Genomic DNA, 21,130 nt, shown 5'->3' on the forward strand with positions numbered 1-21,130 from the left:
TCAGAAGCAGGGTTGCCGATCCGGCGACCCGCGACGTCTAGACTGACAGCTGTCGCTGTCTGCAATTTTGATGACAACGAAGACGCCGTCAACTGGCATCGCATCTGGCGATCCAGTTGACGGCGCTTGTGCCGTTGAACGGCGCTGTTGCGATAAGACAAGAGGCATGATGTTCGACGAAACGGTGATCATTTTGACGAGAATTCTGGTCGCGTCCGCAATCGGCGCAGCCATTGGGTTCGAGCGAAGCTTTCATGGGCGACCTGCCGGCTTCCGGACCCACACGCTCGTCTGCGTCGCGTCCGCGCTTCTGATGCTTGTTACCGTGTTCCAGACCGGATGGGTCACGAAAGTTCCTGCCAATGCAATTAGCACCGACCCGACACGCATGGCGCAGGGCATCATGACGGGGATCGGATTTCTCGGAGCAGGCGTCATTTTCAAGGAAAGCCCCACGGTGCGCGGCCTGACGACGGCGGCGTCGATCTGGGTCATCGCAGCAATAGGCATCCTTGTCGGCATTGGATTCTACGTTCCCGCGATTGCCGGAGCCACTGTCACGCTGATCGTGCTGTCTGGATTTCGCGCGCTCGAAAAGTACCTGCCGCGCGAGTTCTATGTGGACCACAAGATTAAGTTCAAACGTGAAAACGTGATTACGGAGACATCAGTGCGTGAATTGATTGGAGCCCACGGCTTCAAGATCGCGAATCTTTCGCAGCATCTCATGAACGATGGTCAGACGTTCGAGTACCGCATGATCATCAAGGGCAAGAATCTTCGCAATACCGAGAAGCTGTCGCGGCATTTGAGAGGAGTGAAGGAGATCCTGGAGTTCCGGATTGTGCCCGTCAACGAGTAAAGGCGCGCTTATGTTCCAACGTCATCAACTGTGGAGGTTCGTCTATGAAGAATGATCTGATTGTCACCACCGAGGATTCATTCATGGAGGGCGCGATGTCGTCGTTCCCCGCCAGCGATCCTCCGTCCTATATGGCAGGGACTGCGATTTCGGGAGCACCGCCCACGAAGCTGCAAATGCGGAAGCCTCGTCGCGCTTCGATTCGCCGTTCACTTGCCATGCGGCGCAAATCACCGAAATCAAAGGCGTGAGCATGCAGCTTGCGCGAGGGCTGGATGAAGCGCGCGCATTCGGTTGCGGGTTTCACGAACCCGCTTGCAGCGCACGGAGCGAAAAATCCGGGATTGTTACAGGAGAGAGATGTGCAGGATACGTTGAACTTTACCGAACGCATTGGGCTGGATGACCGGGAGACCATTCGGGCGAAGAGTGTGGTGCCTGCGTTCGATGCGGGCGCGCCGGTTGTGCGCGACGGATTTCGCTTCGCCGGCACGCATCTTTTGCTCGATCTATGGAACGCCCGGTCGCTGGACGATGTGGAAGCCATGGAGCAGGCATTTCGTTCGGCGGTGGATGCCGCCGGCGCCACCCTTCTCAATCTTCATTTCCATCGTTTCACGTGTGGCGGAGGGTTATCCGGTCTGGCCTTGCTGGCGGAGAGCCATATTTCGATTCATACCTGGCCCGAGCATTCATTCGCCGCCGCCGACATATTCATGTGTGGCGGTGCCCATCCATATCAGGCGGCTCAAGTGTTGAGGGACGCGCTGCGGCCCGAGTTCATTTCGATCAGTGAGCACCGGCGGGGGATTCAGCAATGAAGTGGTTTCAGGAACAGCTTTATCCGGGATTCTCCCAGCGCATCGCCGTTACAGATTTTCTGCTTGAAAGGCAGACACAATTTCAGAAAATCCAGATTTTCGAAACGCCGGTGTTTGGAAGGGTGCTGGCGCTCGACAACGCAATCCAGATCACCGAGCGGGACAATCACATATATCATGAGATGCTTGTGCATGTTCCGATGTTCGCTCACGGCGACGTCAAAGACGTTCTCATCGTGGGAGGCGGGGATGGCGGCTGCCTGCGTGAAACGCTCAAGCATCCGGTTGATTCAGTCACAATGGTTGAGATCGATAGCGAGGTCGTTGAACTGTCGCGGCGTTTCTTCCCCGAGGTATCCGGCGGTGCATTCCTGGACGATCGCGCGGATATCCTGATTGACGATGCCTACAGATATCTGGCCGAGGACAAGCGGCGCTTCGATCTCATCTTGATTGACTCGACTGATCCTGTTGGGGCTGCGGCGAAATTGTTCACCCAGGAATTCTATCAGAGATGTTTTCTGCGGCTTCGTAGCTCTGGAATGATCGTGATCCAGAGCGGTTCACCTCCGTTTTGGACTGAATCGAAGGATGCTGACACGCGGCCGTTCATGTCGGTGTTCGGACAGCTGCAGGATTACATTGCTCCAGTACCCAGCTATCCAATGGGGATGATTGCGCTGAGGGGGGCATCGATGGCGGGATACTCGCTATCGCCATGCATCGAGACGATTCGTGCGCGGTTCGAAAATGTGGCAATTACGACGAAGTATTATGAGCCGGGAACGCACCGGGCGGCGTTCGAATTGTTGCGGGGAGGTAGGGCCATGGTCACTCCCGGGCAGTAAGCCTTATCTTTCTGATGCTCAGGGTGTCTCTCGGGGAGTGATAGCAACGACGGTAAGTTTGCAATCCCACCTCGGGGGTCTGGAGATCCCTTTCGGCTCCCCAACGAATCGGTGGATGTGGCGTCAGCATAACCTTTCCGGTGCTCGCAAATATAAGCCTGGATTACGTTTTAAAGCGGCTCTCGGTCGGCTAGATGCGCTTCTTGATTGATTTCCGCGGAAACGGCTTCAAAAACGCATCCGGCGGTGCCAAGGCAGCTTCGCGATCGCCAGTCTAAGAAAAAAGCTACCCAGGCGATCGATTAGCCCGCAATGAGCTTGTCGTGATGAGCTGTGGCTCATCATTCGCGCTGGATGGCTGGATGACCCGCGCCGGATTAATGAGCCCTGCTCATTATGGCACAGTGACCCCGATTGGTTCGGACCTTCAGATAACGGAGGGCCAGGCCGGACAGTCATCTCGGTCTCGGGCGCGTTCAGCCCTGACGATAAGAGCGCTACGCGCGTACCGAAAAAAGCGATTGTTCGGTCTGCAACTATCCGCAGAAGCGGACGGTCCCTTGTGATCGTTACCCGCTCGAGCCGCGACGACGCACCGCTAATAGGTCGCGGTCGGAAGCATGTGCCGCACACCGCAGGTAGATAGGACCTCGCCGAAAGACTGACTGTTAAATCTCCTTGCGGGCACTCAATGCCGCAGCTAATCGCCGGTCAAAATCAGCCTTTCGCTCGTTCAGTGGACGATCGAAAAAATTATCTCTTGCGATCAAGCCGCGCACTTCATCCGCATCGATATGATCAATGCTGCAATCTTTTAACGTACACTCCGTGAATGCGAGCTGCTCGGTCGCATGGTCAATCATAAATGTGCAGTCAACGAAGACGCAGCCATCAAATCTCCAGAACAGAATTCTAGATCTAAAATCAAACGTTTCCCCAAAAAAGTGCTCGCGCCAAAACACACGCTCTTCGCGAAGATCATTCATGCGGCTTGAACCTTATCCGGCGCGTCATCATTCATCACCATCGAGCTCGATCAGGTACACAAAAAATAACTCGTCCACATCAGTCGGCCGCCCATTTTCAGAAGCTTCCGCGAACAACTGTTTCTCGCCTTCCTCAACTCGTCGGACCGTCAGTTTGGTTTCTCCATCCCAGATAGGCGAACCATTAGATCGTAGTCGAGCCAATTCTTCTCGGAGCCACTCCTCTTTGGTGAGTGATCTCGCCTCGTGATAAGAAGTCGCTTCAAAGGCTAGAGTTGGCTTTTCCAAAATCTCAAGGACATAAACTGCGCGAACAATACTCACTTGCTGCCTTTCTTGCAAAGCTGGTCATTCCATTGCTCGCCAGTTGATCGAGAGCTGATGTTTATTTTCGCTTCGTGCGATCTACTCGCGCTTCGCGAAACTCTTCTGGCCCTTTTATCAGCTGCCCCTTACGGGAAACCTTGTCATCCGGGCTCGCGGTCGTGTCGCTCATCTTGTCAATGGCGGTGCCAGCCAATTCCTTCGCTCTATTTTTTTTGCTTTCGTTATCACCCTTGGTGGGGGCCTTTACCCTAAGACCAATTTCAACAAGTCGGCGGATGGCTTCCGATAGTGTGGGCTTGTCCGGCTGAGTTTCAGCCCATCTAACGATGCGCGCCCGAATGACAGACGAAGCGCGGAATCCCATTAAAGGATCTTTGCCAGTCGCGGGTCGGCCGCGCTTACCAGGTTTCGCCGTTACTGATTTCGCCATAAATTAGGTTTTTACCTTAATAGCTTTCAAAAGGGAAGTTAAGCTTCCGGTTCTATCTCACCGCAATTGGATGCTCCTGCGACAGGCGCGCCGTTCATCCTTCGCAATGGGGAGGTGGCTACTCTTTGAACCTCGTCAGATCGACGGGAGGCCGTAGCCCAGGAGACGATATCCACCCATTCACGTGCATGGCGGTTTCGAGTTGGCGAGCCTTCTTGAGCAATGCATCTCGCTCGGGGCCATAAGGTAGTTTGGCCGCTTCCGCCTTAGCCTCTTCGGCAAGACGCTTCCATTTCAGTTCGAGAGAAAGTTTCTTGGGCATCACCCAGTACTCAACCCAAGCGCAGCTTAGTCCTCAAAAACTATCCGTCTGTACCATACCTGACAAATAAAAAAGCGCCGCTGGCTGAAGAAGATCGGTTGGAAATACTGCTTCGGATAATCAATGGGCATGGCATCCTCCAAGAATCTTACCCTTTCAATTGTGTGAGCCAGCCAATGTTCCCCCCTTTGCAAGGATATGCATGCTATCCGACGAAACCGCCCAGCCGATGTAAGGTGCTCTCACTGCCTCCATTCAGCGAAACCAGTCCCCAAAGAAGTATGACGGCTGCTCTGACAAAGAGGCTTCTCGCATTTTGCCAGTGACTGGGCGCCGGGTAACGGTTATGCGGCGGGTCTGGTTTTTATGAGGGATTGCCTTCATCACAGGTCTCGGTGATGGAATAATTTGTGCCAGAGCGTCTCTCGAGGACTTCGCAATGGGGGGTGGTGCCGCGGGCTTGACGTCTGTGGTTTCGCGAACCTGCGCAATAATGGTTGGAAGCGTGGTGTCGATAACGACCTTCTCCGGAGAGTTCGCCGTGGAGAAAATTCTGATGGTTGATTTGTCGATTTCCCTTCGGTTACGCATCGCTTCTGGCCCAGGCAGATAGCCATCAACGACAAACAATACGCCCAATAGTGCGGCGCCAACCAAGACAAAGTATCGGACGTAAAGCATCATTTTCCTCGAGAGAACGCGACCGAGTTTCGCGTGGAAAAGAGAAAGGGCGGCTTGTGCCGCAGATAAGGTGCGCTTTGCGATGGGCTATAGCCGCACCGCAAAGCGCACCGTAATGAATCTTCGAAACAAAATCACCCAACAGCACAGCGGCTCCGGGCGAGTTCTGAAGCTCTCGATTATATGTCGGCCTGTAGGTTCAGTTCTCGGTACACACTTTTATCGTCTTCATTCCAGCTTCAGCTTCGGTGCGGGTCTTGAAGATGCCATTGTCAACGATCGTTGTCGTTGTGGTGGTAGGTTTCTTATCGACAATCGTGCATTTTTTCGTCGCCGCATCTCGTACTACGTAGTACTCGCTCACTACCGCCGTCTGAGCAAATGCACTTGCAGAAAATCCGACAATCAACGTTGTAATGAGAAACTTCTTCATTGTTTCCTCCATCCGTAGTCACGAACTTGGAACGCCGTTCCTCAGTTTCTGTTCCACACAATATTCGGAGGTTAGCGACAATCGTCGGAACGCCAGCGCGAGTGAGCCGTTTCTGCACCGTGTCTGATTCGACCGAGTGCCTGAAGCCTCGCACCAGATTCGAGCCGCGCGTCCACCCACTGCCACAGGCCGGCGATGAGGATGGAGCCGGCAGACGCGAAGCAGCAGTTGGATCAGGAGTACGAAGCCGCCGGCAAGGTTGGCGCAGAAGTCTCCTTACCGGTCGCCACCTCCGCCGCCCGCGCCCCCTCCAGCACCGCCCGCACCTCCGCCAGCTCCAGCTCCAGCTCCAGCTCCAGCTCCAGCTCCAGCCGCCCCAGCATCGTGGCCCAATCGCGCCGGTCGCGAAGACGGGGAGAATGCTTGTTTTTTGCGGCCATCAGAATTTGGCTCTCTAGCAGTTTTGCAACCGGCGGCAGACGCACAGCAACGGATCTCGCTCCTTAACCTAACCAATCAGTCTTACTTCGCGATCAGCCCGGCCAGCCGGCTTACGGCATAGGGCTGACCGGACCTGCCGTCACGAAATCGAGGACGGCGAATCTCAAGCTCCAGCCCTAATGTTCGTTCCATCGCCGAAAGGACTATCCATGACTGGCTGCATCGTAGCGGGTGCGCTTCCTTGGCGTGCTCGCGTTTATCGCGCTTGTTGGTTCGTCTCTGTTGCTCCGGCAGAAGCCGCGGGCTTGCATCCACGCTGCAACGTCGACGGGCCGTGCGTGACATCGACTTGACGCTGCGGTCGTTTCTGGCCGGGACGCCTCGGTACATCACCGGCCGGTTGAAATGCGCAGTGAACGTCAACGAGGTGCTGGTGGGGCGTGGCATCGGGGGCACCCGCTCGGCTCGCGAAGTGTACCTGCATTGGAGGCCAGCCGCGATGGAACCAATTCGATTATCGTTTCTTGTCGCAGGTAACCGAGGGAGGGATCCGTGGCCAAGAAACCCAAAATGCTTGCTGATCTATTCCATGAAACACTCAAGGACATCTATTTCGCCGAGAATAAGATTCTGAAAACCTTGCCGAAGATGGCTAAAGCAGCTCAGTCGAAGGAACTGAAGGCCGCTTTCGTCAAGCACGAAAGGGAAACAAAGGGGCAAGTTAAGCGGCTGCAGAGTGTGTTCAAAATCATAGGCAAACCCCCGCGCGGAAAAACTTGCGCGGCCATCAACGGCATAACGGAAGAGGGCGCCGAGATCATGAAAGACTTTAAGGGAATGCCGGCGCTTGATGCTGGTTTACTGGCGGCCGCGCAGGCGGTGGAGCATTATGAAATTTCGCGATACGGCACGTTGCGAACTTGGGCGGAAGAGTTGGGAATGTCCGATGCCGCATCATTGCTCACTGCGACGTTGAAAGAAGAAACTGCCACTGACAAGGCGTTAACGGCCATAGCCAAGTCGGTTGTCAACATCGATGCCGAATCCGAAATGTAATCTCGTAGGGTCGCGATTCGTATTGCAGCCCAGCAGGAAACAGCAGGAGAGCGAGATGATGAGATTTGTTTTAGTAAGCGCGTGCACGCTGGCGATTTCTGCAACGAGCGCAATGGCGCAAAGTACCGGCAAGCGGGAGAAAGCAACTACGGGACAGGCGGGCGGATACACTTACTGCCTCCAGACTTCACCGGGGGCCGGGTGATTGCAAGTATACCAGCCTCAAACAGTGTCAGGCAGCTCTGTCGGGAACTGTGGGTACATGCGTGAGAAACAACGCGCCGCGCTAGTCGCAAATTGATCCGCGCCGCGTTCTGGTGGCGCGGCTTTTTTGTTCTGGCTGTCCGTCATGCCAATGTGGAGCCCAGCTTTTGATCCGGCACGGGCGTCCAGTCGTCAGGTTGGCCGCTCGAGAGGCGCTTCGCCATCGAGCCAGTCCTGTTCGTCGGCGAGGGCACGCCACGCCTCCGCCATTCGGCGGTATCGTTTCGCTTTGATCTCATCGTTCGCAGCCTCCGCGAGTTGCAGGCAATTCTCGGCGTTCTCTCGAAACGCGCTGGATTACTTAACGGTCGTGGTTTTTGCTTTATCCATGGTCGATCCGGCTTTTCACGCCCGAGGATCTCGGCGGGCCGTGCACAATATGAGCGACGGCCGCTTGCGCCACAAGGTCCGGCACCTGGCAATCCGCCGCCACATGATCGCCTAAACGCCGGCCACGACGTGGGGCGCGTCTTGCTGCGATTTGGGGAGGGCTAGGACGTAGTGCCCGCGCATTCTTCACGGGTGCTATAGGCCGGATAAGCCGGGTTTCCCAAGACACGGACGCACTCCACGCAACGCGGACTCAAGTGCCAGTCCGTTCCGGCGACGCCACGATGAAACTTAACACGACCATCTGCTTCTCCTTAGAGCAGCCGAGGAAGGGTCGTCATGCCAAGATACTACTTCAATATTTTCCACGGCTCGGATGCGCATTGGGATCACGAAGGCGAAGAGCTGCCGGATCGTGACGCGGCTTGGGAAGAGGCGACCAAAGTTGCTGGCGAAACGATCAAGGATCTGGACGGCAAGTTGGCACTCGGACGACCTTGGCGCCTCGAAGTAACCGACGAATTTGCGAATCCTCTCTGGTAAAGTTTTGTTAAAGGCGAAAGAAAATAGCGCGCGGAACTAACGTGTCCGTCTGCTGTGTTTCACGCGTGTTAGGCGTTGCCGGCACTGCGGCGCCGAGATGAAGTCGGTTCTTAAGAACAAGCGGATCAAGTACGAATTTGCCAAGTGTGACGCCGATCCGCTTAAGTCGCCCATTGAAGGCCGTGAAACCACCTGCCGGAACCTAAATGGCCGCGATAGAGCGCATCACGTCGAGAAGCTGGACCCCCGAACAGATCGACAAGCTGAAAGCGCTTGCCGCGTCAGGCGCGTCGATGATCCGGATTCAAGTGGTCGTGAAAAGCGCTCGTCCAGCGTTCTGCGAAAAGCGAGAGAGCTTGGCCTTCAGGTCCGCACCGGTCGTGACATCAGGGCCAAGATCCGCGATGCCGAGCGTGACCTGAGGAAATAAAGCCGCCTCAATGGCTCCTTTTTACTCAGCGACGAGGAACGATCGGCTCCACCAACCTAGCGACCTTCGGCGCACTGTCCCCCCGCAGTTTTTCAACAAACCAGAACACCCAGATGGCGAGAAACGAAAGAGCGAACAGTCCCGCACAGACAAGCAACGTATTCATGGCGTCCTCCAAATCGCGGGTTGATTTGATCTTATTGACCCACCGGCCAAAGCGGAGCACAGAACGTGGGCGAAGTCTGTATAAAATAGCTCGGCTTGAGAGACGATTACCCGTTTAGCGGAAATATCAGCTCAGCGCCCTTGTTCTTAACGTTCCCGACCTTCTTATCGACTGGAAATATCTCCAGCCGATTGGAAAGGCGTCGGGCATGCCAGCGAAAATCATTGCGCACTCGGCGCAATGGCTCCCAAGGGAACATAGCTCAGGTAGAATGCACTGATTCGACATGGTGGGGCGCTAATCGCGCATGCTCACGATGGGCTCGCGCGACCAAAGTCGCAGCTTGCTTAGATGAAGAATGAAGCCAGAGATGTCTTTGTTCCTTGCGAGCGCAATACATCCGTCGTCAAGTGCTGCAATTCCTGCCTTAGCAAATAGAGGTTCTGCAGCAGCAACGTAACCGATGAATTTGCAGTGCGCGAAGGCATCGGCGACAAAGTCGCGAACCGTGGGTTCTGCCAACAGGCTTTCCATTGCACTGTGCGCTGGCAGCAAAGCAATGGCGTCGTAGAGCACGGATGGAGCCCCATCGATCATTTGATCCGCCGCGACAAGATTGCCGTCACTTGCCCTTATCCCACCAACGTTCGGCGCAATTAATTCGAACGTTGCGCCCTGCTTCGTCAAGGCACCTTGAAGTGCCTTTAGAAGGGCTGCATCAGTCCCATTAGTAATAAGGATACCAAGCTTGCGGCCCTCGAAACGATCAGGGCCCTTGGTGAGTATGCTCAGGGCGGGTGAGGGGTCCAAATCCGTACGCGTCGGTACAGCGGCGTCCGCTGGCTTTGGTATCTTCTTTAAGCCCAACCCGGTTGCAACCTCGTCAGCCAGGCCTTCTTCAATATTCAAAAGATGCGACACCATCCGCTCTCTGATTACGGGCGTCTTGACCTTGCTCAGTTCGAACGTCAGCGCAGAGGCGATGTGATGCTGTTCGGGCGGTGTCTGGCTAATGAAAAACTGCCGAGCTTGACTGTAGTGATCGGCAAAACTCTCGGCACGAAGCCGACGTTTTGCGCCGGTTTCAACGTCGGCAAAGGGAGTGAATCCGCGATCTGGCGATTCTCGAGGACCCTCTTGGAAAGAGTTCGGCTGATAGTTGGCGCGGCCCACCGGGTTGCGCATAGCCATATGCCCGTCCTGTTGAAAATGATGGAAGGGACATTTCGGCGCATTGATCGGAAGGTGAGTAAAGTTTGGACTTCCAAGTCGCTTCAATTGGGTGTCGAGGTACGAGAAATTGCGGCCCTGCAGGAGCGGATCATTTGAGAAATCGATCCCTGGCGGCACATTCTGGGTCATGAATGCAACTTGCTCGGTTTCGGCGAAGAAATTGTCGGGCATGCGATCGAGGACCAGTCGGCCGACGGGGACCGGCGCAAGAATCTCTTCTGGGATAAGTTTAGTTGGGTCCAGAACGTCGAACTCAAAGTTATCCGCAAACTCTTGGTCGAAAAGTTGGATCTGCAGCTCCCATTCGGGAAAGTTTCCGGACTGAATAGCGGTCCACAGATCGCGCCTGTGAAAGTCGGGGTCTGCACCGTTTATTTTGACTGCTTCATTCCACATCACGGATTGAAGGCCGAGCTTCGGCTTCCAATGGAATTTGACGAACGTAGACTCTCCCTTCGCATTAACTAACCGAAAGGTGTGGACGCCGAAGCCTTCCATAAAGCGGAAGGACCGCGGGATTGCGCGATCCGACATGACCCACATGATCATGTGCATACTCTCGGGAGTGAGGCTTATGAAATCCCAGAAACTGTCGTGGGCCGACTGCGCTTGAGGGAATGCACAATCTGGCTCTTCCTTCACAGCATGAATGATATCGGGAAACTTGATGGCATCCTGGATGAAGAAGACTGGAATGTTGTTGCCGACAAGGTCCCAGTTACCTTCTTTGGTATAGAGCTTGACAGCAAAACCGCGAACGTCTCGAGCAAGATCAGCCGATCCCTTGCTTCCGGCGACAGTCGAAAAGCGCACAAAGGCTGGGGTGCGTTCGCCCTTACGTTGGAAGAGGTCGGCCCGTGTATACTTCGCGAGCGATCCGTAGTTTTCATAGAAACCATGTGCACCATAACCTCGCGCGTGAACGACGCGCTCCGGAATGCGCTCGTGGTCAAAGTGAAAGATTTTCTCTCTAAAATGGAAGTCCTCAAGCAGGCTGGGACCGCGAGGTCCGATCCTCAAAGAGTTTTGATCATCGGAAACCGGCCCGCCTTGCGCGGTCGTGAGTAGATCTTGGCCCTTTTGAGCCAACTGGTGAAGTTCGCCTCCGGCTCCGCGGGTGAGCTTTTGCTCGTGAATCGTTGCTGTCGTCCCGTTCGAACTCTTGGGAGCCTTTGCCATAATTACTGTCCCTAGGGTTAATACTGCGAGCCAATCCCGTGGGGGCGACGTCGTTCCCTGGAAGGGAGCCGATCATGCCGTCAATTATTGAGGGATGCTCTTTTGCGCCGCAGCATGGTTGGCGGACGCACATGCGGGCGAAGTCGGCCCTTACGCGGTTAGCACCGTTTCCGTGTGAAGACTGAGCTCAGTCTCGGCAAGCGGCGAAAGCGCGCCGTCGATGTTCTTTCTTCATTCCGCGTGGCATCGAGCAGCTTCACCGCATCCATATATCCGAGCTCATTCGCCCAGCACTTGAGACAGCCGATCTTGGGATTTCGTAATGCTCGAGGGATTTGGCGCGGACCATAGGATCGGTTGTGTTAGATCCAGTTGCAGTGTGGAACCATCGTTGACGATCCAAGTTGATAGGAAATCACCCTATGGAGAATTCCTATGCGCATCTTTCCTGCGGTACTTATCGCTTTTTCGCTTTCGTCACCCTTCGCAATGGCGCAGGTTCCTGCCAATACCCCTTCCGCGGCTGCTGCCCCCATCGCGGCAGCGGGCAAGTGGCGAGCTTCGAAAGTCATCGGCGTCAACGTCTATAACCAAGCTAATGAAAAGGTCGGCGACATCAGCGAGCTGATTATCGATTCATCGGGCCGCGTCGAAGGCGCCGTCGTCAGTGTAGGAGGCTTTCTTGGCATGGGCGAACATTTGGTGGCAGTGCCCATGAACCAACTGAAGTTTTCCAATGAAGCGGGCAAGACAACGACGGGAACGACGTCGTCAAACACTAAGGAGTGGTATCCCGACCGTGCGGTATTGAATACAACGAAGGATCAGCTAAAGGCGATGCCGCAGTTTAAATACTAACTCGGCGTCAAATGAGAACCCCGCTCCGGCGGGGTTTTTTTGTACGACAAGTTGACCAGTATTAATTGCAGCCTGAGCCGCGAGAACTTGTTAGAGGCAAAAAGAACAGGTCCGCATAGGCCGATGGCCTGCAGATAATTGAGAGCTCACTTTCCCATATTCACAACCATTGTCAGAATGACAGGGTTATTCATCACCGAATACGTCTCGCGAGAGTCCAAGAACTCCAACGCTTCATCAAAACATCGCGCATCTTCAATTTTGGCGCGGGCAATCGCGAGGTGAGGGTCGATCTTTCCACGATCACGCATCACCGCGGGGAGATTCCTTACGTGCTCTTCCAAAAGATGCCTGTTGTTGCGCAGTTCGCGAATTGGATCCTCGCTGATTTTCGACGGGGCTGCAGTCAGTTGATTAACGCGGATCAACACCTGGGGTGGGGTGTTTTGTTCTGGAGTGCTGAATAGCCTCGATGGCACGCCTTTAGTTCGACGCTGCGATGTCAAAAACGCAATTGGAACTGCGAGCAACAGTCCTAAGATCACTGGTGTCATCCAGACAAGCAACGGTAGCGAGACGGAGTAGGCGCTTGCAGCCATTCCTACGCCGACGAGCGTTGGCATCGCAAATTTGCGAACTATTTCATTAGGCCCAACTCCGCCATCGTCACGTCTTTGGACCTGCCAGCCCGCGTCTCTTCCTAGTAGAATTTCACTAACGGCCGATGATTGAAAGATCATCATTACCGGCGCCATTAATCCCGATAACATCGTCTCAAAAATGATGCCGACAAAAACAAAAATGCTTCCCCCAAAGCGCCGCCGATTTTCACGTTGGGTAAGAAGGAGAATGAAGGCCAGGAGTTTGGGTATTAGGAGCAGTCCCATCGTACCAACAAAGACCCAAGCTGCCCTGATCGGATCCTGAGCCGGCCACTGCGGGAAGAGGGAAAACTCTTTTGGAAAATACTCGGGTCGAACGAACTGGGCCTGCAGCGAGATCAGGATGCCCAGTAGCAGAAATATCAACCAGAGCGGCGCAGTAATGTAGGAGCCAATGCCAGCCAGGAAATGCAGGCGGGAAATCCAATGAAGACCTCGCGTGGACAGTAACGCGACATGTTGCAGATTGCCCTGACACCATCGACGGTCACGGGCGGCAAAATCGATAAGAGATGGCGGACATTCTTCAAAGCTTCCGCCCAAAGTTGGAGCCATGAATATACCCCAGCCCGCGCGCCGCATCAGAGCCGCTTCAACAAAGTCATGACTCAAAATGTAGCCGCCGAACGGTTTCCTTCCGCGTAGATCAGGAAGGCCCGCGCTACTTGCGAACGCGCGAACTCTGATGATGGCATTGTGCCCCCAGTAATTGCTTTCAGAGCCGTGCCACCACGCGATACCAGAAGCAATCAATGGGCCGTATAGCCGTCCCGCGAATTGCTGCAAACGTGCGAACAAAGTCGTGGCATTCACCATGATCGGAAGCGTTTGAATAAGCCCGACATTGGGATGGTCTTCCATTGCCGCGACTAAGCGCACAATGGTATCTCCGGTCATAAGGCTATCGGCATCCAAAACGATCATGTGGTCGTACTTTGCGCCAAATCGTTTGACCCAGTCTTCGATATTTCCGGATTTCCGGGCAGTGTTTTGCGGGCGGTGGCGATAGAATACCCTTACCGCTTCAAAATTGCGCCGGAGTTCGAGAAAGGCCTTTTCCTCTTCGATCCAGATGGAAGGACTTGTAGAGTCGCTTAGAATGAACCAATTGAACTTAGAGGTGTGCCCAGTCTGATCGACGGACTCGCACATGGCGCGAAGTCGAGCCGCGATCCGATGAGGATCTTCGTTGTATGTCGGTAACAACATCGCATTGCTGCTCCCGATGGACGGCAGTGGTCTCTTATCGTCAATATTTAGCGCATCGCGGCCGCGAACCATGAGCCTCATAAATCCCGCGATCGCCGACATAAACGAGAATGCGACCCAGGCGAAAAGCACAACAAAAAGCGCGAATACTGCAGCTTCGAGCGCTGTAATACCGCCCACTCGCAGTACTTCATACATTTCGTACCCACCCGCCAGGGTCAGGGCGGCTGTTCCAAAAAGAATGAATGCGCGCCGTGCTGCGATGTTCGCGACTGGTGATGGCTGAGCAGACAAGGGCGCCGCCTTCAGCGACTGAGGGAGCATCTCAAGTGGGGATTCGTCTGGAAGGAATGCGCCTTGATCTCTTATCGCGCCGGACTTAAGCGTCTGATTTATTTCGCTCAGGGTGTCCATCGATAGACCCAGACCTCTGACACGGGTTCGTCACCCTGCATCAACAATGCGCGGATTTCGACCGGAGACTTATCCTTCACTGGAAGCTCAAAGCTCAGTCGCCAGCCACCGGTCTCGGGATTCGGTTGTGTTACGATATTTTTGATTTCCCTTTTCTCGGCAGTAACGACACCCCTTACGATTTTCGGATCAATGGATTTTAGTTTCGCGCCAGCCAGATCAAGCACGAAAATTTTCGAGTCCGTCCTTCTCGTACCCACGGCGGTTCGAGTGACCTTCGCGAGGGGAGAGGGCGTAGGAACATCCGGACCCCAGTGCAGGCGATAAGTGTAGGTATGCTCACCCTTGGCTTGGAGCGGCAATTTTGGATGCCAGAAGGCCGCGATGTTGTCGTGAATCTCTTCGTTGGTGGGGATCTCGATGAGATGAATCGCTCCTTCGCCCCAATCGCCTATCGGCTCCATCCAAAGACTTGGCCTACGCTCAAACTTCGACTCCAAATCCTGGTAGTCAAGAAAGCTCTTCGCGCGCTGCATCAACCCGAACCCGCGAGGGTTGAGATCTGAGAATACGCTGATCTGCAAATCACGCGGGTTGGTGAGGGGGCGCCAAAGCATCTCGCCACGCCCATTTGAAATCGCAAGTCCGTCCGAGTCATGTACAGCTGGGCGAAAGTCATCGACGCCACCACGATCGTTCGGGCCGAAGAAGTACATGCTCGTCATCGGAGAAAGGCCTGGATGCTGTAGCTCAACTCGGGGATAGATCGCCATTTCCACATCGAAAACTGTATCTTCTCCAGGCTTAATAGTGAATCGATAGGCCGCCGCGGCGCTTTCGCTATCGAGCAATGCATGCACAACGATCGATCTGGCATTCGCCACAGGTTTCTCGATCCAGAACGACGTGAATTGGGGAAACTCTTCGCCCGTTGTTTGGCCGGTATTGATCGAGAGTCCCCGCGCTGAAAGGCCGTAAGTTTGTCCTTTTGCAACAGCCCGGAAATAGCTCGCGCCGAGAAAGACACAAACTTCGTCGTAGTAATCAGGCTTGTTCATTGGAGCGTGGAGTCGAAAACCAGCGAAGCCGATGTCCGTCTCTGCTGGAATTGCGGGCGTGTTGGTTCCGAAAGAAAAGTGTCCGGGCTGGTAGAGGATCCTAGTCGCCAGCCCATTGACGATTTCGTAGATATCAACGCGACTCGTATAGATCGAACCCCTATGAAAGAATTGGACTTCGAAGGGCAGTTTTTCTCCGCGCCATAACGCGCGCTCGGGATTGAAGCGAATGGAGCGGTATTGATCGTAATTCAGATCTTTCAGCGTAGGCGGTAACTTGCTGTCGGGAGCTTTAAACGGTTTGTTCGCTGCGTTACGCGCCGCCTGGCGTACCATACTCGGCTCAAACACCGCCGCTGCTGGCGCAGCCTCTAACCGGCTCAGCATCGGGGAAAGGAAAGGCGCCGCCATGGCCGCTTCGAGGAAATGTCGTCGGTTCAAGGGAGCTTCCAACGCTATTTGCGAATAGTCTCAAACGATCTTTTGGTTGCTTGGTTCCATACTGGGAACGATTGTGGGCTCCGGGTCGATTACGACTTCGGGCTGCCGACAGCATCGCTTCTGCCACCGTCCAGCGCTGAGGGCGATGATGCTGTTTTGGCGATAGCCACGGTTTCGGTAAACTTGCCTGTTTCGAGCTGGCGGGCACCGTTGTCTCTTGTTCATTTTTCAGATTTGCTATGGCGGCTTTTCCAACTCGGAGATTCTAAATGGCTATGGGCACTGTGAAGTGGTTCAACGTAACCAAGGGGTACGGTTTCATTCAGCCTGATACAGGCGGAAAGGACGTGTTCGTGCACATCTCGGCTGTAGAAAAAGCCGGGCTTTCCAACCTAAGCGAGGGTGCAAAAGTCAGCTATGACGTCGTCGCGAGCCGCGGCAAGGAATCCGCCGAGAATTTGCGCTTAAGTTGATGGCTTAGCTACCGCCGACATAGACAACGCCGCATTGAGGCGGCCCCTGGCTCCCTTCGGAAACCCAGCCGTTCGAACCACGTACGGTGTTGTTCTGGTATGGCGGCGGAACTTCCGCTTTTCTGCGCTTTGACCAAGCTCCGCAAAGGCAAAGCCGAGCATCAGCCAGCGGCAAACGACGAAATGGCTCGAAGCATCCTCTAGCTTGAGTGCGATCAGGACGTCGACCATCATGCGCGCGCGAAGAACGGCCTTGCCAGTGATTTGGCAAGGCCATTCAAGACTAACGAAGCAAGATGATCAGCAGAATGAGCGGCAGTGGAATTCCAAGTAGCCACAACAGAATTGGCATGAGCTTTACTCCTGCATGAAAGGGGCAGTGCCCCAGTTCCGGTCGCGAAATGCTCCTGCTTCAGCCGCCGCGATGCTTGCCGCGAAGGCGCCGACCAGCAGGGAAGCGGCCATCCAGAACGCCAGTTGCGCTGCTGCCTTGCGGGCCTTGTCGAGATCGGACTTCGCCTGCGTCACGATGTCGTTGACGCGCTGTTCAGCGTCGGCCTGGCTGAGCGCGGTGCGGCGGGCAACCACCTGAGCCACATAGGTGCGATCAGCGGGCTTCAAGTCGCGCTCCGTGCTGAAACTTGACGTTAGCAGCCGGGTCAACTCGGCGCGGATGTCATTCGCGTCGCCGGCCGGAACGGTTGCTGATGTCGGATCGGGGCGAAGAAGCTGATCCACATAACCGCTCATCGGGCCGGAGGACTGCGCTGCTGCGGTGCTGGCTCCCTGCGAAAGACCGCCGGCCGTGCTGCCGATGATGGTGGTTGCTGCGGAGGCCAGCAACAGGGCGCCCACGATGGACGCCAGAGCCCACGCCAGAAAGCCTTGGGCGGTATCTCTAAAATAGGTCTCGTTGCTGTGAATGCCGTACCACGGCGTTCGGAGGCGACCGGCGATGTGTCCGCCGATGGCAGACGAGATCATCGCAACGACGACAAGATAGAGTCCGGTCCCAATCTTGAAGGTGGTCGCTGAAACCCCGGAGTCGCTCCAAGGGGAGACGACGGAAAATCCCATCCCGGTCCCAAACCATAGAAGCACGAGGGTGAGCGCCAGTGCGGCCAACGCACCAGCCAGAACGGCCGCCCAACTGACCCCGGATGTTGGAAGCTCGGTAACAGATGTTCTTAGGTCGATAGTCTTTTCCATGTTGGCGCTCCCAGCAGTTCCCTCCAATCGAGGTGCTCATCAATGACAGAGAGCGTTGAGAGTTCCGGAATTCTTGAAGCAAAGCACTGCGAAGAGGGCTCCACCGCGGATAGGTGCCCGCCTTGGAACTATCCGATGGTCGCCGCGTTCTAACGGAAATCTAAAGCTGCTGCGCTTTACGAGGCAGCTTTTTCAAGAAATCGCAGGGAGATTCTAATGGCAGAACGCGAAACAGCGGCATTGATTGGCAGTGACAAGGTCGAGGGCACCGCCGTCTATGGTGCCAATGATGAGAAGATCGGTTCGATTGAGCGGGTGATGATCGACAAGAAAAGCGGAAACGTGTCTTACGCAGTCCTCAGCTTCGGAGGATTCCTCGGAATTGGCGACGACCACTATCCGTTGCCTTGGCAGTCTCTAAAATACGATACGAACCTAAGCGGTTATCGTACCGGCGTGACAGTTGAAAAGCTCAAGGACGCACCAAAGTACGGAGACGACGACGCGTGGGATTGGAATGATGCTTCGAGGACGCGTTCAGTGAATGACTATTATGGCATAGCTTGGCCAGGCTGAATTCGGCTCGTTGTTGCTGCCGACATGGGCTTCGGCGAGGGCCTCCATGATCAAGTCCCAGATGCCAGCCATTCGCCAATGAACGAACCGGTTGTCGCAGGTTGTGTAAGGCCCAAACCCTCCGGCAGGTCGCGCCATGGTGCGCCTGACCGCAGTATCCCGAAGATGCCGTTAAGGACACGTCGGTCATTGACCCTCGGGACGCCACGCTGCTTGTTCGGAAGGAACGGCCTGATGGCAGCCCCTCAAAGTCCGTGAGTTCATATCTCATCATTCGAGGCTCCCGTTCGGGAGCTTGAATCACGCCTATCTCAGTGTTCGCAACGCCGATTTGCAGGTCCGAGATGGGCCGGATAGCGGACATGCTGCTGTAGAGACGCGAATGGACCCATTTCGGACGTTGCCGCTTGAGTAAGCTGGGAGATAAACAGGGCGTATGGCAGTTCCCGTTCAACGTCGGTCATCACGAGCAATACTTCTCGATCCTGCTGGGCGTGTGCTTTTGATCCGGTTTGCCGTTGCGAGAGACGGAGGGACGTTTGTCTTTTGGGCAACTCCGGGAGGGGGTGTCAAAGCGGGTGAAACTGATCTCGATGCTGCACGACGCGAGATAAAAGAGGAGCTGGCTGTGAGCGTTACCTTGACTGGACCTGTTCATACCTCGGTAGATCGGTTCTCGCATAAGAATGTTCTCGTGAATAACACAGACGTGTATTTTGTGGGACGGCTAGACCAAGCCGACCCTCAACTCCATGCCGTTACTGATGACGAGCGCGCGGCTATGCAGGTGCTTAGATGGTGGTCTTGTGATGAAGTCGATCAAGCCACTGAGACGATTTTTCCGCCCGATCTTTCAGCCGTAATGCGTCGCCTTTTCCGGACCTGAGCAGATGTCCGGTTTAAGTCCGCAGAGCGTCGGATAGCGGACATCGTTCAAAACGTGCTGATTAATCTCGATTTTATGAATACACGGCCTAGCGTGTTGGATTCGCCATTCGGCAAGTTTTCCTGCGAACCCAGCCAGCTAGGGTGCGTACTCATAGACCGGGTACTGCAAGTGCAGCCCAGCTCATTTCCGCTTTGCGCCGAACTTGACTGAATTCTGCGGAGCAGCGAATGACGCGATGAGCCAACCGCAATTGTCAGAAAAGGTAGCTATGCAAGTGCGGCCAATTTTGAACAACGTGGGGTCGTTGACCCGGCTGTAGCGGCTTGATCTGCGAGCAATCCCGCGAGCCGCCTTTCCATCGTCTTCATTTCTTCGATCCTCGCTCTGACCGACATCAGCCGAGCATGAACGATTTTCCGGCATTGATCCATCGCACCACCGTTCGTCTGAGCAATTTTTGCGAATTGGCGAATTTGTTTCAATGAGAATCCTAGCGCACGGCAACGCAGGATGAACCCAAGCCGCGCTACATCCGCCTCACTATAGCGCCGCTGATTATTCCGGATACGCCTCGGCGCAGGCAACAGTCCTATCTGCTCGTAGTAGCGGACGGTGGAGGTACTCGTTCCTGCGAAAATCGCAAATTCTCCAATCCTCATGCTATTTTCTCCTTGAAGTTCAAGCTGCTTGAAGACGTAAGCTACGGCGATCAGAACTCCAGACGGTCTAGGGTCCAATGATCAATATCAAGCCGCCAGCTTTTCAGCACTTGTTTACGCTAGAGGCAGCACTCGCGCCATCACTGGACGCTGGCGAAGGCCAGTTAGGACGACGCGTGCTTAATGCTGTATCCGAAGGACGCTTTTACGGAGAACGCCTCAAAGGGCGTATCAATCCTGGCACCGGCGACTGGATGCTAACGCGGAACGGAATTCGCGTGGTCGACGCTCGTATAGTACTGCTGTGCGACGATAATGCGATCATTCACATGAGCTATGGCGGCAGAATCTGGTTCGATGATGCGGTCCTGCCTGCCCTCGCCAATCCAGTAACACGCCATCTCATCGATCCGTCGCAGTACTATTTCCGTACAAATCCTGTCTTCGAGACTGGCCATCAAAAGTATCTATGGCTAAATAAGGTTGTTGGTATCGGGAATGGCCGCCTTATCGAAGGTGGAGGCGTCGCTTACGATGTCTTCGAAGTAAATTAGAAGATTGTGTTTGGCCGAGCTTCTGTGATTCAAACTTCCAAGTTAGGAACGTCGATTTCGAATCCAGAGACGTGTTGATGGATGTCGGCGTCTCTAAAGGGTGAGCATCTTCGGCGATTACCGAGAATCGTCACCGATCTTAAACTGCGTCTTTCGCTATCTTCAGCCGTGAGGCCTTCACTGACTTGCTGGCGGGCTTGGCAGCGAATTCCATCGGCTCTTTCGTAAAAGGATTGATGCCTGAGCGAGCCTCGGTGGCTGGCTTGTTCACAACGGACATTTTCACGAAACCGGGGACAACGAACTCTCCCGATTCGTTCAACTCCCTGTAACCCACCGTCGCCATCTCTTCGATCACGGACTTCACGTCGCCTCTAGAGATCTGAGTAGCTTCAGCAATAGTATCGATCAATTGGTTCTTGGTCATCTTGGCCATGATTGCTCCTACGATTGATCATGCCGTCTACTGCATTGGTTCGGCCTGTCCAGAACTTGAGTTCGTAAAAGCCGATTGCCTAAACAAATGCATCGGCGCTGAGCACGACCCATACATGCAGCCCTCTGTTTCGTCTAACGACGTGGTTTTGCGGTGACTGCGCGGCACGCATCTACGCGAGCGCGCAGGACGGTCTGACATAATGAATATTCGCGCTGGCACGCTTGACGATACACGTTGGCTGGTTCCAGTTGCGCAAATCTATATGAAGAGTGCACAGCCGTGGGGTTCAGCCTTGCGAGATGCGGAGTGCTACGAGATGAGGCTGGACGATTTTCAG

The 21,130-nt window shown here is 54.8% G+C and carries 28 protein-coding genes; 12 read left to right on the plus strand and 16 right to left on the minus strand.

Going from position 1 to position 21,130, the window contains the following annotated elements:
• Positions 1-166: 166 nt before the first annotated feature.
• The 3 genes from HNQ36_RS24835 to speE all read left to right on the plus strand — a co-directional run bounded on the left by HNQ36_RS24835 (position 167) and on the right by speE (position 2,531).
• Positions 167-862 (plus strand): MgtC/SapB family protein, encoded by a 696-nt coding sequence (locus HNQ36_RS24835; RefSeq protein WP_184090343.1) that lies wholly within the window; start codon positions 167-169, stop codon positions 860-862.
• 275 nt (positions 863-1,137) lie between these two features.
• The gene (gene speD, locus HNQ36_RS24845) at positions 1,138-1,683 is read left to right on the plus strand and encodes an adenosylmethionine decarboxylase (protein WP_184090349.1); all 546 of its coding nucleotides are present in this window, start codon (positions 1,138-1,140) and stop codon (positions 1,681-1,683) included.
• Positions 1,680-2,531 carry a polyamine aminopropyltransferase gene (speE, locus tag HNQ36_RS24850; protein ID WP_184090352.1) on the plus strand — a complete coding sequence of 284 codons (852 nt, stop codon included), beginning with the start codon at positions 1,680-1,682 and terminating at the stop codon, positions 2,529-2,531. Before speD ends, speE begins: the two co-directional genes overlap by 4 nt.
• Positions 2,532-3,199: 668 nt before the next feature.
• On the opposite strand, the gene HNQ36_RS24855 is transcribed toward speE, so the two are convergent.
• From HNQ36_RS24855 to HNQ36_RS24880, 7 genes are all read right to left on the minus strand, one after another.
• Complete coding sequence (locus HNQ36_RS24855) at positions 3,200-3,517, minus strand: hypothetical protein (protein WP_184090355.1); 318 nt, start codon at positions 3,515-3,517, stop codon at positions 3,200-3,202.
• Between the two features lie 27 nt (positions 3,518-3,544).
• Positions 3,545-3,841 carry a hypothetical protein gene (locus tag HNQ36_RS24860; RefSeq protein WP_184090358.1) on the minus strand — a complete coding sequence of 99 codons (297 nt, stop codon included), beginning with the start codon at positions 3,839-3,841 and terminating at the stop codon, positions 3,545-3,547.
• Between the two features lie 61 nt (positions 3,842-3,902).
• A complete protein-coding gene (locus HNQ36_RS24865; RefSeq protein ID WP_184090360.1) occupies positions 3,903-4,274 on the minus strand; it encodes a hypothetical protein in 372 nt (123 codons plus the stop codon).
• A gap of 118 nt (positions 4,275-4,392) precedes the next feature.
• Positions 4,393-4,596, minus strand: a complete 204-nt coding sequence (locus tag HNQ36_RS26000) for a hypothetical protein (protein WP_210312206.1) — start codon at positions 4,594-4,596, stop codon at positions 4,393-4,395.
• A gap of 255 nt (positions 4,597-4,851) precedes the next feature.
• Positions 4,852-5,277 (minus strand): hypothetical protein, encoded by a 426-nt coding sequence (locus HNQ36_RS24870; RefSeq protein WP_184090363.1) that lies wholly within the window; start codon positions 5,275-5,277, stop codon positions 4,852-4,854.
• 199 nt (positions 5,278-5,476) lie between these two features.
• Positions 5,477-5,710: a hypothetical protein gene (locus HNQ36_RS24875; protein ID WP_184090366.1), complete on the minus strand. Its 234-nt coding sequence runs from the start codon at positions 5,708-5,710 to the stop codon at positions 5,477-5,479.
• A 233-nt stretch (positions 5,711-5,943) separates the two neighbouring features.
• Positions 5,944-6,150: a hypothetical protein gene (locus HNQ36_RS24880; RefSeq protein ID WP_184090369.1), complete on the minus strand. Its 207-nt coding sequence runs from the start codon at positions 6,148-6,150 to the stop codon at positions 5,944-5,946.
• Between the two features lie 571 nt (positions 6,151-6,721).
• Here HNQ36_RS24880 and HNQ36_RS24885 point away from each other — a divergent pair.
• The 4 genes from HNQ36_RS24885 to HNQ36_RS24900 all read left to right on the plus strand — a co-directional run bounded on the left by HNQ36_RS24885 (position 6,722) and on the right by HNQ36_RS24900 (position 8,774).
• On the plus strand, positions 6,722-7,207 hold the full coding sequence (locus HNQ36_RS24885) for a YciE/YciF ferroxidase family protein (RefSeq protein ID WP_184090525.1): 486 nt from the start codon (positions 6,722-6,724) through the stop codon (positions 7,205-7,207).
• Between the two features lie 98 nt (positions 7,208-7,305).
• Positions 7,306-7,497, plus strand: a complete 192-nt coding sequence (locus HNQ36_RS26710) for a DUF3551 domain-containing protein (protein ID WP_184090528.1) — start codon at positions 7,306-7,308, stop codon at positions 7,495-7,497.
• A gap of 643 nt (positions 7,498-8,140) precedes the next feature.
• Positions 8,141-8,344 (plus strand): DUF6894 family protein, encoded by a 204-nt coding sequence (locus HNQ36_RS24895; RefSeq protein WP_184090372.1) that lies wholly within the window; start codon positions 8,141-8,143, stop codon positions 8,342-8,344.
• Positions 8,345-8,441: 97 nt separating this feature from the next.
• A complete protein-coding gene (locus tag HNQ36_RS24900; protein ID WP_184090375.1) occupies positions 8,442-8,774 on the plus strand; it encodes a hypothetical protein in 333 nt (110 codons plus the stop codon).
• 25 nt (positions 8,775-8,799) lie between these two features.
• Here HNQ36_RS24900 and HNQ36_RS24905 read toward each other — a convergent pair whose 3' ends face one another.
• Positions 8,800-8,940 (minus strand): hypothetical protein, encoded by a 141-nt coding sequence (locus tag HNQ36_RS24905; protein ID WP_184090378.1) that lies wholly within the window; start codon positions 8,938-8,940, stop codon positions 8,800-8,802.
• A gap of 297 nt (positions 8,941-9,237) precedes the next feature.
• Entirely contained in the window at positions 9,238-11,352 is a 2,115-nt protein-coding gene (katE, locus tag HNQ36_RS24910; protein ID WP_184090381.1) for a catalase, read from the minus strand.
• A gap of 435 nt (positions 11,353-11,787) precedes the next feature.
• Between katE and HNQ36_RS24915 the strand changes: the two genes are divergently transcribed.
• Positions 11,788-12,210 carry a PRC-barrel domain-containing protein gene (locus tag HNQ36_RS24915; protein WP_184090384.1) on the plus strand — a complete coding sequence of 141 codons (423 nt, stop codon included), beginning with the start codon at positions 11,788-11,790 and terminating at the stop codon, positions 12,208-12,210.
• A gap of 146 nt (positions 12,211-12,356) precedes the next feature.
• Here HNQ36_RS24915 and mdoH read toward each other — a convergent pair whose 3' ends face one another.
• Positions 12,357-14,495 carry a glucans biosynthesis glucosyltransferase MdoH gene (gene mdoH, locus HNQ36_RS24920; protein WP_184090387.1) on the minus strand — a complete coding sequence of 713 codons (2,139 nt, stop codon included), beginning with the start codon at positions 14,493-14,495 and terminating at the stop codon, positions 12,357-12,359.
• Positions 14,483-15,994 (minus strand): glucan biosynthesis protein G, encoded by a 1,512-nt coding sequence (locus HNQ36_RS24925; RefSeq protein ID WP_430641412.1) that lies wholly within the window; start codon positions 15,992-15,994, stop codon positions 14,483-14,485. Before HNQ36_RS24925 ends, mdoH begins: the two co-directional genes overlap by 13 nt.
• Before the next feature lie 269 nt (positions 15,995-16,263).
• On the opposite strand from HNQ36_RS24925, the gene HNQ36_RS24930 reads away from it, so the two are divergent.
• The gene (locus tag HNQ36_RS24930; protein WP_184090390.1) at positions 16,264-16,467 is read left to right on the plus strand and encodes a cold-shock protein; all 204 of its coding nucleotides are present in this window, start codon (positions 16,264-16,266) and stop codon (positions 16,465-16,467) included.
• Here HNQ36_RS24930 and HNQ36_RS24935 read toward each other — a convergent pair.
• Positions 16,459-16,701: a hypothetical protein gene (locus HNQ36_RS24935; protein WP_184090393.1), complete on the minus strand. Its 243-nt coding sequence runs from the start codon at positions 16,699-16,701 to the stop codon at positions 16,459-16,461. The genes HNQ36_RS24930 and HNQ36_RS24935 overlap by 9 nt on opposite strands.
• Before the next feature lie 123 nt (positions 16,702-16,824).
• A complete protein-coding gene (locus HNQ36_RS24940) occupies positions 16,825-17,676 on the minus strand; it encodes a hypothetical protein (RefSeq protein WP_184090396.1) in 852 nt (283 codons plus the stop codon).
• A 216-nt stretch (positions 17,677-17,892) separates the two neighbouring features.
• Here HNQ36_RS24940 and HNQ36_RS24945 point away from each other — a divergent pair, with 216 nt between their 5' ends.
• Entirely contained in the window at positions 17,893-18,252 is a 360-nt protein-coding gene (locus tag HNQ36_RS24945; protein WP_184090399.1) for a PRC-barrel domain-containing protein, read from the plus strand.
• Between the two features lie 50 nt (positions 18,253-18,302).
• On the opposite strand, the gene HNQ36_RS24950 is transcribed toward HNQ36_RS24945, so the two are convergent.
• Complete coding sequence (locus tag HNQ36_RS24950) at positions 18,303-18,488, minus strand: transposase (protein WP_184090534.1); 186 nt, start codon at positions 18,486-18,488, stop codon at positions 18,303-18,305.
• 260 nt (positions 18,489-18,748) lie between these two features.
• Here HNQ36_RS24950 and HNQ36_RS26715 point away from each other — a divergent pair, with 260 nt between their 5' ends.
• Entirely contained in the window at positions 18,749-19,138 is a 390-nt protein-coding gene (locus tag HNQ36_RS26715) for an NUDIX domain-containing protein (RefSeq protein WP_430641413.1), read from the plus strand.
• 269 nt (positions 19,139-19,407) lie between these two features.
• Here HNQ36_RS26715 and HNQ36_RS26720 read toward each other — a convergent pair whose 3' ends face one another.
• Positions 19,408-19,800, minus strand: coding sequence for a MerR family transcriptional regulator (locus tag HNQ36_RS26720; protein WP_184090405.1), 393 nt, complete (start codon positions 19,798-19,800; stop codon positions 19,408-19,410).
• 77 nt (positions 19,801-19,877) lie between these two features.
• Here HNQ36_RS26720 and HNQ36_RS24965 point away from each other — a divergent pair, with 77 nt between their 5' ends.
• On the plus strand, positions 19,878-20,354 hold the full coding sequence (locus HNQ36_RS24965) for a DUF3237 domain-containing protein (RefSeq protein ID WP_184090408.1): 477 nt from the start codon (positions 19,878-19,880) through the stop codon (positions 20,352-20,354).
• A 139-nt stretch (positions 20,355-20,493) separates the two neighbouring features.
• Here HNQ36_RS24965 and HNQ36_RS24970 read toward each other — a convergent pair whose 3' ends face one another.
• Entirely contained in the window at positions 20,494-20,790 is a 297-nt protein-coding gene (locus tag HNQ36_RS24970; RefSeq protein ID WP_184090411.1) for an HU family DNA-binding protein, read from the minus strand.
• Positions 20,791-21,130 lie beyond the last annotated feature (340 nt).

It is taken from the genome of Afipia massiliensis, assembly GCF_014203115.1.
In the GTDB taxonomy this organism is placed as follows: domain Bacteria; phylum Pseudomonadota; class Alphaproteobacteria; order Rhizobiales; family Xanthobacteraceae; genus Afipia; species Afipia massiliensis.